Here is a 17447-nt window from a genome sequence, read left to right as displayed (position 1 = left end):
CCCTTATTTCTATGGCGAACGCCGATCAAATGTGAGAGCTGGCCTCGGTGCGTCAGGCAGACCGCAGTGATGCCATGGCTGGCAAGCCAGCGCCCACCTTGACCGGCGTTGACCTGAAGGCTGTGTGCTGCTCGACAAACTCGGCACTCAACTCGATCACCCGTCGGTATTGCAGGTCGACGGTGATCATGTGGTAGCAGTTATCCAGCAAAATCTTGGTCACCGGGCCGCCGAGGTGGCGTTCCACGTAGTCGGCGTTCCAGCGGCTGGTGATGTCGTCTTCGATCGAATGCAGCACCAGCGCCGGCACCTTGATGTCGGGCATGCGCTTTTTGACCACCGCGTTCATGCGGTGCAATTCGCGCACGGTAATGCCTTCCATGGTCAGTAAACCGGCCTCGCTGCTTTCGCCTTCCTTCATCTGTCGCTCGACGATGGCCCGCAGGCGCTCATTCTTGATGCCGTAGGGCGGCTTTTCTTCGAAGCTGCAAACGTGCACGCCGAATGGAATCTTCATCAGCAACGGCGTGAGGAACGCCAGCTTGTTGATGCTCCAGCCGTCGTACTTCAGGGTGGTGGAGTACATCAGCAGCCCGGCGACCTGGCCTGGGTGTTCGGCGGCCACATACATGGACATCACCGCGCCCATGGACAAGCCGCCGACAAACACCTGCCCGTGGCGTTGCTTGACCTGCAGGAAGGTCTTGCGCACGCCTTCGTACCAGTCACGCCAGCCGGTAGCCTGCAAGTCGCTGTTATCGCCGCAGTGCCCGGCCAACGTGGGCACATACACCGTGCAATTGCCTGTCTTGGCCAGGCCCTTGGCGACCTGGCGCAACTCGGTCGGTGTGCCGGTCAGGCCGTGGATCAACAGGATCCCGACCGGACCTTCACCGAGAACGAAGCCGGCGGTACCTTCACCGAGGTCGATCCCTTGCGCATTCACCGATTGGTCGCTCGCACCAGCAGTTGCTCAAGCAGCTTGAGACCCAATTCGATTTCCGGGTAGCTGATTTCCAGGGACGGTGCCAGGGTGATCACGTTCTTGTAGTAACCGCCCACGTCGAGGATCAGACCCAGCTTCTGGCCGTCCACCACCATGTCGCCTTTCATGCCTTCCTCGACCATGTAGTCCAGGGTCGCCTTGTCTGGGGTGAAGCCGTCCGGGCCGCAGATTTCGCAGCGCAGCGCCAGGCCCAGGCCGTCGACATCGCCGATGATCGGGAAGCGTTTTTGCAGGTCCTGCAAGCCTTCCAGGAAGAACTTGCCCTTGGCCATGACCATCGCGCCGTAATCGACTTCGTTGGTCATCTTGAACATTTCCAGGCCGACGGCGGTGCCCAACGGGTTGGAGGCGAAGGTGGAGTGAGTCGAACCTGGCGGGAACACCTTCGGGTTGATCAACTCTTCACGGGCCCAGATACCGCCCAATGGGTTGAGGCCATTGGTCAGGGCCTTGCCGAACACGATCACGTCCGGCTGCACATCGAAGTGCTCGATCGACCAGAGCTTGCCGGTGCGGTAGAAGCCCATCTGGATTTCGTCGGACACCATCAGGATGCCGTGCTGGTCCAGGACGTGCTTGAGCTCGCGGTAGAAGTTCATCGGTGGGATCACGTAGCCGCCGGTGCCCTGGATCGGCTCGACATAGAAAGCTGCGTATTCGCACTGGTTGGTTTTGGGGTCCCAGACGCCGTTGTATTCGGTCTCGAACAAACGGGCGAACTGCTGCACGCAATGGCTGCCGTACTCTTCCTTGGTCATGCCCTTCGGGCCACGGAAGTGGTAAGGGAATGGGATGAAGTTGGCGCGTTCGCCAAAGTGGCCGTAGCGACGACGATAGCGGAAACTGGAGGTGATCGACGAGGCGCCGAGGGTGCGGCCGTGGTAGCCGCCTTCAAAGGCGAACATCAGGCTTTTGCCGTTGCTGGCGTTGCGTACCACCTTCAACGAGTCTTCGATGGACTGCGAACCGCCGACGTTGAAGTGCACGCGGCCGTCGAGACCGAACTTCTTCTTGGCGTCGACCGCGATCATTTCCGAGAGCTCGATCTTGCCTTTGTGCAGGTACTGGCTGGCAATTTGCGGCAGGGTGTCGATCTGTTGTTTCAGCGCATTGTTCAGACGCGGGTTGGCGTAGCCGAAGTTGACCGCCGAGTACCACATTTGCAGGTCGAGGTAAGCCTGGTCTTCGGTGTCCCACACGTAGGAGCCTTCGCAACGGCTGAAAATACGCGGAGGCTCGATGTAGTGAACGGTGTCGCCGTAGGAGCAATACTTGGCTTCTTTATCCAGAAGGATCTGGTCTTCGGCGGTAGCGATACGGATATCAGACATGATGGAAGAGTTCCTGAGTGTCAGAAGAGGTGTTGAAGGTGGTGGCGTTGGCCGCGATGCCTTGGGGCAGCTTGGCCAGCAGTGCGGTCACTTGCGCAAAGGTGTCGAAGCGCGCGTGAGGAATCTGGTTGGCGACGCAGTACTCGGCGAGGCTGCCCTTGGCGAACACGAAGTCGGCGGTGGAAGCCACGCACATGTCGGACTTGCCGTCACCTATCACCAGTACGCGCTTGTTGCGCGGGGTGGATTTGCACTTGCAGTTGCCGGAAGCGGCGCGGCAAGCATCGCTGGCGTAGGGGAAGTCGATACGCCAGCTGTTCTGGTCGACCTGGCGCAGGCGGTTGGCGAGGATCGGCAACAAGGTCACGTAATTGCGCGACAGGATGCGCGCGATGCCCTGCTCGATGCCGTCGCTGACCACCTCGATAGAGGCGCCCAGGTCCATGACGTGATCAACGAAATCCGGGAAGTCCGGGTCGATCTCGACGCTGTCGAAATACGCCAGCAGTTCGCTTGGGGTGGCCTTGATCAGCGCCAGTTGGCGGCTCAGGCATTCGCGTGAACCGATATGCCCGTCCAGCCATTGCTGTTCAATGGTTTCCCACTCGGGGCCGGCGAAGCGTTGGAGGACGTTGTCGATGACATCCGTGGGGGTAATGGTCCCATCGAAGTCACACACGATATGCCAGTGGATCATCTACCTGTACCTGAGAGAGCGCGCTGTATGCGCTTGCAACAGGGATAGAGCAGGGAGTGTGCCAACTAGTCAAAACCCAGTGGGGCTGGGGGTTTGCCGGCAGAGTCGCAGTGATAGGCGTGCTGCAAGCTACAATTTTTGTAGCTTGCTACAAACAACATGAGTGCTTGCGCAGGCGCGAGGGTTTGCGCGTTCATGCGCGCCTGTCACCTCAGGAACGTACACCATGACCAACATCACTTCTGCCGTATTCGCAGGTTTGCTCGGCCTATGGGGCTGCTCCAGTGCCGCCTGGGCAGACGGCATCAGCGGCGACGTGGGCGCGGGCCTGAGCTATCAGCCCCATGACCCCACCGGCAGCCGCTACGAAACCCGACCCGTGCCCTACCTGGACCTGGATTGGGGCGACGTCAGCCTGAGCACCGACGACGGCTTGACCTGGAGCGCGCTGAACACCCACGGCATCACCGCCGGCCCCTATATCAATTACCTGGCAGGGCGTACCTCCAACGGTGAGTTGCAGGGCTTGCGCAATGTGTCGGACATGGCTGAGGTCGGCGGTTTCATCCAGTACGCCCCGGCCAACTTCTGGCGGGTCTACGCGCAACTGGGCCAGGCCGTGGGCGGCGGGCATTCCCAGAGCGGCACCCTGGGTAAGATCGGCGGCGAACTGGGCTACCCGTTGGGCGGCGGGATTATCGGCAGCAGTGGGCTGGTGGCGCATTTTGCCGATGCACGCCAGGCCAATACCTTCTTTGGCGTAGACAACAACGAAGCCGCCGCCACCGGCTTTCGGCCCTACAACGCCAGCGGCGGCTTCCAGAACGTGACGTTGAGCCAAAGCTTCGCCTTTCCCCTGGCGCCCCACTGGTCGCTGCTGACCAGCGCAAGCTGGGTGCATCTGGTTGGCTCGGCGGCCCGAAGCAGCATCGTCAAGCAGGCCGGCGAGGTGAATCAGGGGCAGGTGCAGACGGCGATCAGCTACACCTTCGATTAGAACCCGATGCAGTTCTGCCTTAGGTAAGCACATCCAAATGTGGGAGGGGCAAGTCGCATCGTCGCACCGCCCCTCCCACATTTTGCCTGTGATTCGCAGCACAGTTTTCAGTGCTCTTCGCCCTCAGCCAAAAGCGCGATACCACCGATAATCACCCCCACCCCCACCCAATGCAACAGGCTGATGTGCTCACCCAACCCCAACCACGACCCCAGCAGCACCGCCACAAACACCAGTGAACTCAGGGGAAACGCCAGCGACAAACTGCTGCGCCGCAAGATCAGCATCCACACAAAAAACGCCCCCAGGTAACTGGCAATCGCCGCCAGGATCCCCGGGTTACGCGCCACGTCGGCCAGCCACTGCCAAGTGAAATCCATCTGCCCCAATTGATCACCGGCCACCTTGGTAAACAATTGCCCGGCGCTTTCGGTGGCAATCAGCAGCGCCCACAGCACCAGGGTGCCCAGGCGCCCATGTAACCAACCGCTATCGACTGTCTGCGTCGTCATGCCTGACTCCCCGCAATCGCTACCAACATCACACCCAAAGTAATCACCAGCGTACCCAGCCAACGCCTTGGGCTGACCCTTTCCTTGAGCACCACCCTGCCCGCCAGAACCACCAGGCAATAGGCCAAAGCCGCCAACGGAAACAGCAGACTCAATGGCGCACGGGACAGGGCTTCGAGCCAGACGAAAAACTCGATGACATAGGCGCCCACACCGGCCCAGAGCAACGGTGCATTGAACACCTGACCCCAGAATGCGCGCAGGCTGAACCCGCCATCGAGTTGCGGTAAGCGGTCCACGCCCAGTTTGAAACACAGCTGGCCAATCACATCGAGAACAATGGAAAACGCCAGCAGCAACACCACGGTCAGGGTCACGGGAACAGCTCCTCAAACAGGTTGATCAAGGCCTCATTGGTCGCGGCATTGCGCTGCAAATCTTGCGCGCTCCAGCGCTGCGGCGGCGGCTGGTCGGACTTGGCTTCCCAGCGCTTGAACGCGTTGCTGAACTCCGGCGTGGCGAACTCACCGCACACGTCGATGCCAATGATGCGTTTGTGCGCCGCCAACGCCCGCAGGGCCTGGAGCAGATGGGTCAGGCGCATACCGCCCTGATCCCAATTGGTGGCGGCGTCTTCGCTGGCAAGCACATCCTTGTCGATGGTGATCCAGATCGCTTCGGTGGGCAGGCTGGCGATCATCTGGTCGAGGAATTTCGCCCAATCGAGCTCTGCCAGGTTGCGCCAGTGCAGGTGGTTTTCCTGCTGCTGGTGACCCGCTCCATCACCGACCCGACCCCAGACCTTCGACGGCGGGTGCTGCCAGGGAAACAGCTGCAATTGCCCGCGCTTGAGCGCGCCAAGGTTGCCGCCACGCAGTTGTGGGTTATGCAGGTCATCGCTGCACGGGCCGAGGGTGACGATGCGCTTGATCGCCGGCATCTTCAGTGCGCGGTTGACCCAAGAACCACAGTGGCGCTTGGGCGCAAAGCGTACCCAGTCGGGGTGGTTGTCGAAGTGGATCAGGCTGACGGGCTCTTTCAAATCAGCCAAAAAGGCCGGCGTAAGGTGGTGATAGTCACCGGAGCCGACAAACAGGATTTCCGGGCGCGCATCCCTGGGCCGAGGCCGTTGGGCCAGGCGTTCGGTGAATCGTTTCCAGGTTTTTTCTGTGGACCACAGGCGCAGTTTCGGCCCCAGATCGAGCAGGTCCAGACGCGTGGCCCGGCCGTTGGCCAACCGTCGGGCAATGGGTGCCTGGCCGGTAAGGCTGTGGTCGAGGTCAAGTATGTTCAAGGTAGTGTTTCACCCCTAATGGCAGCGCCCAACCGCAGGCCGGCCGGGCTTTAGGGGGGTAATGCAAGGGATGGGCCAGCGTTTGGATGAGCGCCGTTTTTGAAAACAATGAGTATCAAGTGTGGGAGCTGGCAAGCCAGCTCCCACATTAGAGCGGCGTCAGGATCGCGCTTCGGCAATGATCTGGCGAATCGCGCCCACAAAGGCTTCAGCCGGCTGGCCGCCGCTGACAGCGTACTGGTCGTTGAACACAATGGTCGGCACCGAGGTCACTCCGCGGGTGATCCACAGTTTTTCCTGCTCGCGCACTTCGGCGGCATATTCATCAGAGGCGAGAATTTCGGCGGCGCGCTTCAAGTCCAGGCCGACGCTTTCGGCAATGATCGCCAGGGTCGCGTGGTCGGACGGGTCCTGGCCATCGCTGAAGTACGCCTTGAAGAGTGCTTCCTTGAGGTTGTACTGCAAGCCTTCCAACCCGGCCCAATGCAACAGGCGATGCGCATCGAAGGTGTTGTAGATGCGGCTCTGGCCGTCGGTGCGAAAAGCGAAGCCCAACGCTGCGCCCATGTCGCGGATGCGCGCACGGTTGGCCTGGGATTCTTCGGCGGTGGGGCCGTATTTTTCAGTGATGTGCTCGACGATGTTCTGACCTTCGGCGGGCATGTTCGGGTTCAGCTCGAACGGCTGGAAATGAATCTCGGCCTGCACCTCGGCACCAAGCTGGTCGAGGGCTTCGGTCAGGCCGCGCAGGCCGATGATGCACCAGGGGCAGGACACGTCGCTGACGAAATCGATTTTCAGGGGAGTACTCATGGTAGGCAACCTCGCTGGCTTGAATGCGCCGCAAAGGTTGCACGATACACCAACTTCACAACACCTTCGAAGGCTCACCCAAGTCGATCTGCGCCCAGTGCGCGGTATCTTCACGATGAGACTGCAGGTAGGGCAACACCGCCGCCAGCAACGGCGCCTTGAACGCTTCCTGGAAACGGTGGGCCAGGCCGGGTATCAGTTTCAACTGGCTACCCTGGATATGCGCGGCCAGGTGCACGCCGTGCATCACCGGCAACAACGGATCGGCCGTGCCGTGCACCACCAGGGTCGGCACGCGCAGTTGGTTGAGCAACGGCACGCGGCTGGGCTCGGCGAGGATCGCCATGATCTGGCGCTTGACGCCCTCGGGGTTGAACGCACGGTCGTAGGACAGCGCCGCCTGATGCAGCAACGCCTGACGATCATCCTTCACATTCGGGCTGCCCAGCGCCGCAAGCAAATCGGCTTGCTGCTCCAGGGCCACCTCACGATTGGGCGCGCTGCGCCGTGACAATAATTGCACCAGCGCCGCGTTCGGGGCGGGCAGGCCCTCGGCGCCGGAGCTGGTCATGATCAACGTGAGGCTTTCCACCCGCTGCGGCGCCATTGCCGCCAGGTGCTGGGCGATCATGCCGCCCATGCTTGCGCCAAGGACATGGAATTGCTGCACCTGCAACGCATCCATCAAGCCCAGCGCGTCGTCGGCCATGTCGGTCAATGTATACGGCGCAGCCACCGGCAAACCGAGCTTGTAGCGCAGCACCTCGAAGGTCAGGTTGGCACTGGCCGGCGCTTGCCGCCAGGTGGACAGGCCGACGTCACGGTTGTCGTAACGGATCACCCGAAACCCTTGCTCGCACAGGGCGACCACCACTTCATCCGGCCAATGGATCAACTGCCCACCCAGGCCCATCACCAGCAGCAACGCAGGGTCCGACGCCCGCCCGATACTTTGGTAGGCGATGCTCACCTGTTCCAGGTCGACGGTTTGGGTCGGGACATTGACATCACATCGAGAAGCCGCAAAGGACGGCAGGCCGAATAGCAGAGCGGCCAGTAAAAGCAACACACGCATGAAAAACACCGAAACGCAGAACCCCAGTAGAGCGCGAGTCTGATGAAGTTTGTTCAAGCGCGCTGCCACAGTTGCGTGACAATTTGATGAATGACGCCGAGCGGTCATCGGCCTCTAACTATGTAGGCCACAACCTTCCTCTTGCTCAACGTTAATGAGGCTCTCTTTTTTCGTGAGCACCGTCCCCTTTGGGTCGCCAGCGAATAAAGCTTGTTCACTTCAGCACAGTCCGCAACGTAGCGGCCTGTGCGCTCCAACGCCCTACTTCAAGGATTGAAACCATGACCCACACTACAGGCCCCACCGATTTCGGCGTCTGGTCTCCACTGCCGCTACCGAGCATTGACGAAGACCTGTTGGTCGACGCCACCCAACGCTGGCAAGACTGCCGCCGCGATATGCTCACGCTGATGGCCGGCATTCCGACGGTTCGCAGTTCGATCAACCGCCTGCTCCAAACCGATCTGCAACTGGACGGCGAGCGCGTGATGCTGCAATTCCCCGCTACCGAACAACGCGGCCGTAGCCTGATCAGCCTGACCGATGCCTGCCTCTACCTGCAACAACACCCAAACCTGGACACGACGCAAATACCGGAATGCAACCTGCTTTACCTGCCGGCGCAACCACCCCTGGCGCAACACACCGTTGCCCAACTGCTCGATGAGCTTAAAACCCTGGATCTGGAGCAAGCGATCGAGGACAACTGGTTGCGCTATTGGCGCACGGAGCGGGCCCCCAATACGCCTCTGACCTGCCTCAACCGGGCGACCGAACTTTACCGGATCCACTTCGAAGCCAGTGGTGAACACTTGCTGGCCGAAAAAAAGATCCATCCCGAAGTGCTCACACCGTTGTTCTCGCTGATCAACCCGGTAGCGCCCACGGCCGACGCGCCAAAATTCTGCGTCGAGCAGCTGTTGCTCAAGCGCACCGGGGCCAATGCCATCGCGCTGCCCGGCGCCTGGGTCCTGACCCTGGATACAGAACAACCGGTCAGCCAACTGGTGTACCTGCCGACACAGGCGCCTGCCTGGCATACCTTTAGCCGGCGCCTGGACCTGGAGCGTTGGTTGCTCGACCGGCAAACCACATTGTTCGCAGCCAGCAATATCGATCCCCTGGCCAGTATCGAGTACAAGATCAACAACAACCCGCTGGAAGCCGGCCTCAACCTTTGGCTCAAGCAGTTGGCCAACCAGCAATACCAGGACGCGATCAAGCCGTTGGCCCACGTCAAGCTCCACGATGCCTTCCAGGCCAGCCAGCATATTGACCAACGCGATGTTCAGCGCCGGGCCCAGGCACTCTTTGCGCAAGCGCCCGACCAACCGGGGACGACCGTCGATGCACAGGTCGACAGTAACCTGCCACAGTTCGGCCTGCTGCATAACGGCATGCACGCCAGCCGACGCAAGGTCCTGATAAGACAGCACCGCCGCGCCCTGGAAAAACTGTTCGGCAGCAACACCCCGACGAGCCCAGCCTGGCAATCGTTCAAACAGCAACTGGACAACCTGAAAGTGCAGCAACGCGCCGCTGAAGACGCGGCACGCGCCATGCTGAACCGTAGACACTTGGATTTCGCCGCACTCAACACCCACTACTCCGCGCTCTACCAGGCGCGCCTGCAGGGGCTGCGGATCGAGGCGAACATTCAGCGGGCCCTGGACCAGATCACCGAAGCCGAACTGCTACAGATCACCAGTGCCCTGGATACGCCTGAGCCTGACGTCATGACGTTGGTGTTGTCGGTCAAGCGGCCCGGCGATCTCCAGCCGACACACACCGAACTCAACGGGCCGCTGGTCTTGCTTCCCCCCCAGGACACGCAAACCCCAACCACCGGCAGCGGCACGCATTTCGTCTACTGGCCCGGTAACGACGGCGGCTTGCAACGCTTCGCCTCCCGACAGGCGCTGGAAGAAGCTTTGTTCGCCATCCATCCCCAAGATGAGGTACTGGCCCTGCAGTTCAAGCCATTGGCCCAAGATCCCTTCGAGTACAGCCTGAGCAGTCAACAAACCGCCTTCGAAGAAAAAGCCGCGAGACTGCGCCAAACCTGGTCCGCCCCGGAAGACGCCGCAACGCTAGCCGGTGAGTTGGAAAGACTGCGTGCACAAACGCTGCCGAGCTTGCTGATCCCGGATAACGCGGCACGCGAAGCCGCGTACCTGCAACTCATCGAGCAATACAATGCCCAGGTGCTGGCCAACGACATGCAACCGTGGATGCGCCTACCGTCCACAGAAAAACACGAAACCCTAAAGAAACTGCTGAGCGCCTATATCCCCGCGCTGACCCGTTCACAGGCCTTGTTTGGACGCTCGCTGCCAGCACGTGACGTGTTTGTCAGCCAACAGCTGGATGCACGCTTGCGCAAGGATTTCGGCATTAAAAAAGGTTTTACCCTGGAGCTGGAGCTGCCCGACTCGGTGGCGCAAAAGCGCGATATCGTTGCCGGTGCCGCGCCGGGCTCGCCAATCAAAATGATCGATGTCCCCAGCGCTAAACGCAGCAAGATGACCCTGGACACCCTGGCCTTACTCAACATCGGCGCTGATATAAGTCTGCGCCTGGGGTTCGTGAGCGTCGAAGTGACGGCCGATGATCCCCTCGAAGGCAACACCCTGAAGGCGGGTGTCACCAGCCACTATCTGGCGGCCATGGTCAAGGACCTCAATCTGGCGCAACGCTATGAAACGCGGATTATCAGGGCCTTCGATGGTTCACCGGAGGAGTCTACATTCCAAAAACAGTACCGCCGCGAATGCCTGGTCGAACCCCTGCGTCTGATGCTCAAGGCCCAAGGCCTGCTGGCGGTCATGCAAAACCATATCAACAGCGACGAACTGAGTACCCTCAATACAGCGATCGATGCCGATACCCAGAGCGCCTGGGATGTCGATGGCAAGCGCATCCGCCTGTTGCCGGCCCACCTGAGCATAGGCGGCAAGGACACAAACCAGGAAAGCCCGATCACACTATCGGGTATCACATTCATTGAGGAACAGAACAGCGGGAGCATCGTGCTCTACCTACCCGACGCCCCCGACCAACGCTACCTGCGCGGTTATGCCAGCCTTGAAAAGGCGCGCCTTGCTCTGTTTGAACTGTGCCGGCTCGACAGCATGTTGGAGTATGTCGCGGGCCGTGCAATCAAGGGGGACGTACGGGCACACATCAGCCGCATCGGCCAGGCCATCGACAAAGACCAAAACGCGATGATCCAGTCAGGCTTTGCTTGGCCGGCCACCACTTCGCTGGCTGTCCATCAGTTGAATGCCCATAGGGGCCGCCTGCTCGAAGCCCATCGTAATGACTCGCGCTCCAACGATGATCTGGCCAATGAGAGGTACCATCTTCAAAGCGCCAGGGTGTTCAACGGCATCAAAATTGCCCTCAGTATTGTCCCGGTGGTTGGCACCGCCGTCTCCCTGGTAGACGCTGGCATCAGCCTATATCAGGCGGTTGCTGCGTTCCGGCGCGGTGATATCGGCGATGGCATCGACCTGCTGGCCTCGGTGTTCGAAAGCCTGTTGTATGCGGCCATGGATGCCCTGGCCATGGCCGCGGTGCCCAGCGCACGCGCCAGCACCGCCCGCCAACTGAGCGCAGCACGCCAAGGCAAACAGGCACCAAGCCCAAGCTTCTGGCGATCCTTGAAACGCCGCCAGGGCACCACCACTCGCCAGCGCTTCGCTGGCTTCGAACACCCCGACCCCCTTGCAAGCGGCAGCCTGCAACCGGTGTTGACCGGGCCCTATCGCCACACCTTGCGCCATAACGTGTCCGGCGATTACTTCATCTTCAGTGAAGGGCGTTATTACAGAGTCAGGTACGACGCCGGCACCGGAGAAATGCGCCTGATTGCCAGAAACAGGTACGACAGTGTGGTCGTTGAACTGGACCCTGCCCTGCAATGGGACACTTACGGAGCGCTGCATGGTGGTCGCAACACCGTTTATGGCGGTGGCAGCCGGCGCAGAGGGCGTGGGGAAGCCCAGCCGGGCAGCGTTCCACCGGCGGTCAATCGGCAACTCCCGGCACCCGCGCTGGAGGTCAATACGCAGCGCGCTACGCTCGGTAACGATGTGACAACCCAATACAACAACCTTAAGACCCAAGTCGATGCCAGCACCGCAAAGTTAAGAAAATACGCAAGCGACTATCCAACCCCCTCAACCACGTCCACTCAAAGAACAACAGACAGCAAAGCCCTGGATGTCGACCTGGCCAGGGACATCGAAAGCGCCAAGAAGATGTATACGTCGCTCGAACTGGCCCAGCAACAGCAAGTCCGCCTACCCGACTTCAACTATGCAGCAGAACTGAGTAAAACAGCCCACATTGTGTCGGACCGACTCAATCACCTGATTCACCATGCCAGCAACCGTTCCGTGGCGTCACTTGACCGATCCATCGCGATCACCCAGCAACTGGATAACCTGTCTCCAGCCTCCCCCATCACTCAAACACTGCTCAATGAAGTGAGGCAATGCCGCCTGAACATACTTGATGATCTTAACGTGATAGAGCGCTCGATGAAGGACATGGGCACCTGGAGCAAACGCATTACCGCCAGAACGGCGCGCACTGAGGTCGCGGCCAACCTGGCTCATTGGAAGCAGAAATTTACCGACCTGCGCATTACCAGTATGCGCAGCGGCCAACTGTTGCACCCCATCACCCGCCGACAGCAAACCGTGGGCATTGACTGGATCTACCAGGAAACTGCGGTGAATCAGGCCAGGCACAACGTCAGCCGCGCTCTAACCGCGCACATGACCCTACCCGAAGCCAATATCAGCCGGGTCGAACGCAATCGAATATTGCAGAACTGCATCAAGGTCTATGAAGAATTCTCACGTGATCTGAGTGCCTGGAACGAGAGGTCACCAGATCATTTCGATCCGAACTTTTTCCAACTCATGCAAAAAGACCTTGACCGCTTGATTCGAAAAGCCGAACGGGCCATCAAGAAACCCGCCTCCGAGCCCAATCCAAACGCTACTCGGAAGGCCTTTGAAACCGAGGACGGGCAACTATTGATAGGCACCGAAAAACCCGCCGGGCAACAATCACCGCGACAATTCATCATCAGCGACGCCGACGGCAATCCCACTGAGGTATGGGATAGGGTTGGCGACAGCAACACCTACCGTTTGAACCCGACCCAGAGCCAACCTGCCGCCGCCCCGCCTGCGCTGCCCACCGACCGCCGCGCCACGCTTGCGGATGCCCGTACCCGCCTGGACGCAGTGGATGCTTTTGAAAAGCAGGTGCGAGGGTACAAAACCATGGAGCCGATCAACCTCGAACACAGGCTGGTCACCGAAGCCAAACAACTCAGGATTCGCGCCAACAACGTGCAAAGCCTGGACGCGGGCAACCCGATTGTCGATCAATTACGCACTCGTGCAACCGCGCTTGAACAGGCAGGCGAAGCCTTACGGATCCAACGCAGCCTGGAAAGCCCAACGCCGACTGAAGGCTACCTGGACTATCTGGCCGGTAAAGGCCGAGTGGTGATTCGAAAAATCGGCGCGCGTAAAAAGCTAAGGGACAAACGCCCTGACGGCAAAGACGACTACCTGCAGGAATACGAGATCTACGACTCGAACCGGCAGGCTAAGGCTGACCAACCGATCTGGTACGCGCACTTTCACTATGACGCGCTGCAGTCCTCGTTCGACAGTTTCCCCAAGGCGCATTTAAAGCGCTTTGAACAACGCTACCTGGGCATGAAATGGCAAGCCGCAGCAGAGGGACTGGCATTTGCAGACACTAAAATCTGGCGTGGGTCTATCGAAAAGCCCTTCGCCAGAATGCACTTCCAGGCGCTGAAGTAAGCCCAATAGGTGGACGGCCAACATGAAGAGCTTTCAATGAATTATCATTGTGCGCAAATACTATTCATGGAGGCGACAGTGCTGGAAATCCGTCATCTAAAAACACTGCATGCCCTGCGTGAAGCCGACAGCCTGGTGGAGGCAGCCGAGCGCCTGCACCTGACACAGTCCGCCTTGTCCCACCAGTTCAAGGAACTGGAAGAGCGCCTGGGCATGCCGCTGTTCGCGCGCAAGACCAAGCCTGTGCGCTTCACCAGCGCAGGACTGCGTCTGCTGCAACTGGCGGACGCCACCCTGCCCTTGCTGCGTGGTGCCGAACGCGACATCGCACGGCTGGCAGGCGGCACCGCCGGGCGCCTGCACATGGCCATCGAATGCCACAGCTGCTTCCAGTGGCTGATGCCCACTATCGACCAGTTCCGCGATGCGTGGCCGGAGGTCGAGCTCGACCTGGCCTCCGGCTTTGCCTTCGCCCCCCTGCCGGCCCTGGCCCGTGGCGACCTGGACCTGGTGGTGACTTCCGACCCGCTGGAGCTGCCGGGTATCACCTATGTGCCGCTGTTCACCTACGAAGCCATGTTGGCCGTGGCCAACCAGCACCCGCTGGCGAACAAGTCATACATCGTGCCGGAAGATCTGCTGACGGAAACCCTGATCACCTACCCGGTGGAAAGAGACCGCCTGGACATCTTCACCCGCTTCCTGGAACCGGCCGACGTGGAACCCGCCCTGGTACGCACCTCGGAGCTGACGGTGATGATGATGCAACTGGTGGCCAGCGGCCGAGGCGTCTGCGGTATGCCCCACTGGGCGCTGCATGAGTACAGCTCACGCGGGTATGTGAAGGCCAAGCGCCTGGGCGAGAAAGGTCTGTTCGCCACGCTGTACGCGGGCATTCGGGCGGACATGCTGGATGCGCCGTACATGCGCGACTTCTTGCTGACGGCCAAGGACACGTCGTTTTCCACCCTGGATGGGGTCAGCGCAGTGCGTTAAGCGACTTCGCAGCCGCCAACGGTAACCACGATGCGAAGCGAGCCGCTCTTGATCCTGATCTGCTTTTGATTTTAAGCGCCCCGTCAAACCACGCTGGCCGAACGCAGGCTTGAATCCGTGGGTAACCCGGCAGGACGCCGGGTTAGCCGTCCTGGGCCAAGGATGGCCCATGACGGCGGCCCACGGATTCAAGCCGGAGTGAGGGCACACCGAGCCTAAGCGAGGTGCCGAGTGGTGGGGCAAGAGCGCTTTGGTTACTTTCGCGCTTTTCGAAAGTGACCCGCTGTAAAAGCGGAACCAATAGCAGCCGTGCCCCAAATAACGGATATGTACTCGGTCTGATTCAGCATCCCAACCAACCCTGAGGCCGCCATCGGGGGCAAGCCCCCTCCCACATTTGAATCGTGTGGCATCAGTTAGATCGTCGTCGGCTTTCAGGCCGCCATCGGGAGCAAGCCCCCTCCCACATTGGATATCACTGATCTTTTAACTCACGCCACATGTGGATCTTGTCGAAATACTCCTCACCTACCCGCACCGCCAACGGCTCCAAGCCGTACTGAATGAAGCCGCAACGCTGGTACAGCGCAAACGCTGCCTCATTCCCGGCAGTGACAGTCAGTTGGATCAGTTCCAGCCGCGGGTGCCTACGGGCCTCCTCCAGAGCGGCCTCTACCAGTTGCCGGCCCAAGCCTCGCTGTTGATAAGCCGCACTCACATACATGCCGAATAATGTTGCCTTGTGCCACGCCTTCTCCCGCGGTTCGAACGCCAGACCGACGATACCCGCCAATTGGTCGCCCTCGAATGCGCCAAGCAGATGATCCAGCGCGCTGCTCACGCGTTTTTCCCACCAGCTCAGGGGCATCGCGGCGCGCTCGGCAACACTGGAGGTAAACGCCTGGGGATAAGCGCCATAAGCCTCAAGCATCAACGCCCGATACGCCAGGGCATCGCTAGCCTGCAGCGGGCGAATCATCATGCGCTGAACAAGGAAGCACGATAATGCGGCAGGATGAACTCACGCGTCAGCGGCGCCAACTCCAGGCCACCGTCGCCCATGGGGTCGATCCAGCATATTTCTTCTATTTCAGCCGCCGGTTCGACCGCCACGTCGATATGCAGCTGGTACATATCGGCCTGCACCATAAAACCCGGCTCGTTTGCGGCCCGGCTCGAGAATTGGCCGAGGTACACGGCTTCTTGCGGATTGATGTGCAGGTTCAGCTCTTCGTGCAGCTCACGAGCCAACGCCTGGAGCGGGGTTTCGTCAGCGTCGATCTTGCCGCCAGGCTGCATGAAGGCCCGGGTGCCGCGCTTGCGTACCAGCAGGGTTTGGCCGTCTTTATCGATCAGGACGGCGGCGGCGATGCGGATAGTTGAATGGCTCATGAAGGAATCGAGGTCTCGTCCGGTTGTTTGATGAATATGCTGTATTTGGCACCCTCCATGGCTTCGAAGGCAATCAGCTTGTCTACCAGCGGCAGGTTCAACACCTTGCCGGCGTTGAGCAGCAACATGCCGTTGTCGGCATTGAGGTTGCGGGCAAGCACCATCCCGGCTTCAAGTTCGCGGGTAGTGAGGACTTTGACCGTGGGGTCGCCCAGGGTCACGTCACTGAGGAAAGTCGCGCAGGCCAGCACAAAGTCTTCCACCAGCGTCGGGTCATACAAACGCCCGGCGTATTTGCGGATATACAGCAGCGCTTCGTCGCTGTTCAGGTGCCGCTCCAGGATCAAGCCCTTTTGCAGCTCGATGAAATCCACCGCCAGCTTCAACAACCGCGCCCCCGCCGGAATGGCCTCGCCCTTGAGGTGGTCGGGAAACCCCGAGCCGTCCCACCGTTCCTGATGATGACGAATGATCCGCGCTGCATCCTTCATCGGCTCCAGGGTCATCAACAGTGATTCGCTTTGCGTCGGGTACTCGCGATACTGCGCGCGGTCGGTGCTGTGCAGCTTGTCCGCCGGCGACACCATCATGCTGTCGCTCCAGCTCAGCTTGCCGATGTTGTACAGCGCGGCGGCCATGGTCAGGTCGCGGGTGCTGGCTTCGTCCAGGGACTGGGCGGCGCAGCACACGCGGATCAGCTCGATCAACGCGCGGTTGGTCTGCTTGTTCTTGGGCAAGCGCAGGTTGGCCAACAGCGAAAACACTTCAGTGCCGGTCACGTAGCTGCGCTTGAGCTCGTCATAGGCCAGGTCGAGCATATCGGCGGTCTGCTGCAACTCGGCGGTGCGCGCGGTCACGCGTTTTTCCAGGGTGGCGTTGAGCGCTTTGAGCTGCTCGTTCTGCTCGCGGGTCAGTTGTTGGAGCCGCTGGTGTTCGAGGCACTGCTGCAGCACCAGTATCAGCTCTGCGTCATTCCAGGGCTTGCTGATGTAACGGTGGATCTGCCCGTCATTGATTGCCTTGATGATGGTGTCATGGTCTGCGTAACCGGTGAGCAGGATGCGGCCGGTGGCGGGATACAGGCGGTGAACCTGCGCCAGAAGCGTGGCCCCGTCCATACCGGGCATACGCGCATCGCTCATCACCAAATCCACGGGCCGACTGGCCATGATCTCCAGCGCCTGGGTGCCGCTGGTGGCCAATAACACCTCGTAAGGCTGGCCGCGCAGCAAGCGGCGCAGGCTATTGAGGATCGATTCCTCATCGTCAACCAGCAAAACGGCAGACTTCGTAGCGAGTTGTTCATCCATGGTGACTCTGCCTTCAAATTGAACGAAGTTAAGCTAGATTGACGAGGGGGGACGTGCCCGTACCGGCTCCCGGCGCACAGCGCTGTTGATTTGACGCCAAGTGGCCGTCGATATCAAGGAGCTCGACTATGCTGTCACTGCCAGTGGGCACCGAGCTACGCAGTCCAGCCAG

At 60.2% G+C, this 17447-nt stretch carries 14 protein-coding genes; 3 read left to right on the top strand and 11 right to left on the bottom strand.

Going from position 1 to position 17447, the window contains the following annotated elements; translation table 11 throughout:
• Positions 1-52 precede the first annotated feature (52 nt).
• From E4O97_RS09090 to E4O97_RS09080, 3 genes are read right to left on the bottom strand one after another with little or no spacing between them, the layout of a single operon-like run.
• Positions 53-946: an alpha/beta fold hydrolase gene (locus E4O97_RS09090; RefSeq protein ID WP_005785233.1), complete on the bottom strand. Its 894-nt coding sequence runs from the start codon at positions 944-946 to the stop codon at positions 53-55.
• Positions 943-2337: an aminotransferase class III-fold pyridoxal phosphate-dependent enzyme gene (locus tag E4O97_RS09085; RefSeq protein WP_005785231.1), complete on the bottom strand. Its 1395-nt coding sequence runs from the start codon at positions 2335-2337 to the stop codon at positions 943-945. Before E4O97_RS09085 ends, E4O97_RS09090 begins: the two co-directional genes overlap by 4 nt.
• Entirely contained in the window at positions 2330-3034 is a 705-nt protein-coding gene (locus E4O97_RS09080) for an MtnX-like HAD-IB family phosphatase (protein ID WP_032877547.1), read from the bottom strand. Before E4O97_RS09080 ends, E4O97_RS09085 begins: the two co-directional genes overlap by 8 nt.
• Before the next feature lie 226 nt (positions 3035-3260).
• Here E4O97_RS09080 and E4O97_RS09075 point away from each other — a divergent pair, with 226 nt between their 5' ends.
• Positions 3261-4031: a MipA/OmpV family protein gene (locus tag E4O97_RS09075; RefSeq protein ID WP_005785228.1), complete on the top strand. Its 771-nt coding sequence runs from the start codon at positions 3261-3263 to the stop codon at positions 4029-4031.
• A gap of 107 nt (positions 4032-4138) precedes the next feature.
• Here the strand turns inward: E4O97_RS09075 and E4O97_RS09070 are convergent, their stop codons facing one another.
• The 5 genes from E4O97_RS09070 to E4O97_RS09050 form a co-directional block, all read right to left on the bottom strand.
• Positions 4139-4543, bottom strand: a complete 405-nt coding sequence (locus tag E4O97_RS09070) for an EamA family transporter (RefSeq protein ID WP_078820405.1) — start codon at positions 4541-4543, stop codon at positions 4139-4141.
• Positions 4540-4920, bottom strand: coding sequence for an EamA family transporter (locus tag E4O97_RS09065; RefSeq protein WP_032877549.1), 381 nt, complete (start codon positions 4918-4920; stop codon positions 4540-4542). The genes E4O97_RS09070 and E4O97_RS09065 overlap by 4 nt, the downstream gene beginning before the upstream one ends.
• Entirely contained in the window at positions 4917-5837 is a 921-nt protein-coding gene (locus E4O97_RS09060) for an arginase (protein ID WP_216090812.1), read from the bottom strand. The genes E4O97_RS09065 and E4O97_RS09060 overlap by 4 nt, the downstream gene beginning before the upstream one ends.
• A gap of 159 nt (positions 5838-5996) precedes the next feature.
• Complete coding sequence (locus E4O97_RS09055) at positions 5997-6650, bottom strand: DsbA family oxidoreductase (RefSeq protein WP_248161190.1); 654 nt, start codon at positions 6648-6650, stop codon at positions 5997-5999.
• 55 nt (positions 6651-6705) lie between these two features.
• Positions 6706-7725 carry an alpha/beta hydrolase gene (locus E4O97_RS09050; RefSeq protein WP_032877553.1) on the bottom strand — a complete coding sequence of 340 codons (1020 nt, stop codon included), beginning with the start codon at positions 7723-7725 and terminating at the stop codon, positions 6706-6708.
• Between the two features lie 281 nt (positions 7726-8006).
• Between E4O97_RS09050 and E4O97_RS09045 the strand changes: the two genes are divergently transcribed.
• Both E4O97_RS09045 and metR read left to right on the top strand, forming a co-directional pair.
• Entirely contained in the window at positions 8007-13577 is a 5571-nt protein-coding gene (locus E4O97_RS09045) for a DUF6543 domain-containing protein (protein WP_248161189.1), read from the top strand.
• 78 nt (positions 13578-13655) lie between these two features.
• A complete protein-coding gene (gene metR, locus E4O97_RS09040) occupies positions 13656-14573 on the top strand; it encodes a transcriptional regulator MetR (RefSeq protein ID WP_005785216.1) in 918 nt (305 codons plus the stop codon).
• A 475-nt stretch (positions 14574-15048) separates the two neighbouring features.
• On the opposite strand, the gene E4O97_RS09035 is transcribed toward metR, so the two are convergent.
• Genes E4O97_RS09035 through E4O97_RS09025 form a run of 3 tightly spaced genes read right to left on the bottom strand, consistent with a single transcriptional unit; the run spans position 15049 to position 17275 of the window.
• Complete coding sequence (locus E4O97_RS09035) at positions 15049-15555, bottom strand: GNAT family N-acetyltransferase (RefSeq protein ID WP_032877554.1); 507 nt, start codon at positions 15553-15555, stop codon at positions 15049-15051.
• Positions 15552-15965 (bottom strand): NUDIX domain-containing protein, encoded by a 414-nt coding sequence (locus tag E4O97_RS09030; RefSeq protein ID WP_078820390.1) that lies wholly within the window; start codon positions 15963-15965, stop codon positions 15552-15554. Before E4O97_RS09030 ends, E4O97_RS09035 begins: the two co-directional genes overlap by 4 nt.
• Positions 15962-17275: an HD domain-containing phosphohydrolase gene (locus E4O97_RS09025; protein ID WP_078820389.1), complete on the bottom strand. Its 1314-nt coding sequence runs from the start codon at positions 17273-17275 to the stop codon at positions 15962-15964. Before E4O97_RS09025 ends, E4O97_RS09030 begins: the two co-directional genes overlap by 4 nt.
• Between the last annotated feature and the right edge of the window lie 172 nt (positions 17276-17447).

Source organism: Pseudomonas sp. W15Feb34 (assembly GCF_023127765.1).
Classification (GTDB): domain Bacteria; phylum Pseudomonadota; class Gammaproteobacteria; order Pseudomonadales; family Pseudomonadaceae; genus Aquipseudomonas; species Aquipseudomonas synxantha_A.
The sequence above is the reverse complement of the archived record's forward strand: the minus strand, read 5'-3'. Positions and strand labels throughout refer to the sequence as shown.

Excerpts from the sequence above, each read along its gene's own strand:
- E4O97_RS09085 (WP_005785231.1), bottom strand. The coding sequence starts at position 2,337 with ATGTCTGATATCCGTATCGCTACCGCCGAAGACCAGATCCTTCTGGAT.
- E4O97_RS09080 (WP_032877547.1), bottom strand. The coding sequence starts at position 3,034 with ATGATCCACTGGCATATCGTGTGTGACTTCGATGGGACCATTACCCCC.
- E4O97_RS09075 (WP_005785228.1), top strand. The coding sequence starts at position 3,261 with ATGACCAACATCACTTCTGCCGTATTCGCAGGTTTGCTCGGCCTATGG.
- E4O97_RS09070 (WP_078820405.1), bottom strand. The coding sequence starts at position 4,543 with ATGACGACGCAGACAGTCGATAGCGGTTGGTTACATGGGCGCCTGGGC.
- E4O97_RS09055 (WP_248161190.1), bottom strand. The coding sequence starts at position 6,650 with ATGAGTACTCCCCTGAAAATCGATTTCGTCAGCGACGTGTCCTGCCCC.
- E4O97_RS09050 (WP_032877553.1), bottom strand. The coding sequence starts at position 7,725 with ATGCGTGTGTTGCTTTTACTGGCCGCTCTGCTATTCGGCCTGCCGTCC.
- E4O97_RS09045 (WP_248161189.1), top strand. The coding sequence starts at position 8,007 with ATGACCCACACTACAGGCCCCACCGATTTCGGCGTCTGGTCTCCACTG.
- E4O97_RS09035 (WP_032877554.1), bottom strand. The coding sequence starts at position 15,555 with ATGATGATTCGCCCGCTGCAGGCTAGCGATGCCCTGGCGTATCGGGCG.
- E4O97_RS09030 (WP_078820390.1), bottom strand. The coding sequence starts at position 15,965 with ATGAGCCATTCAACTATCCGCATCGCCGCCGCCGTCCTGATCGATAAA.
- E4O97_RS09025 (WP_078820389.1), bottom strand. The coding sequence starts at position 17,275 with ATGGATGAACAACTCGCTACGAAGTCTGCCGTTTTGCTGGTTGACGAT.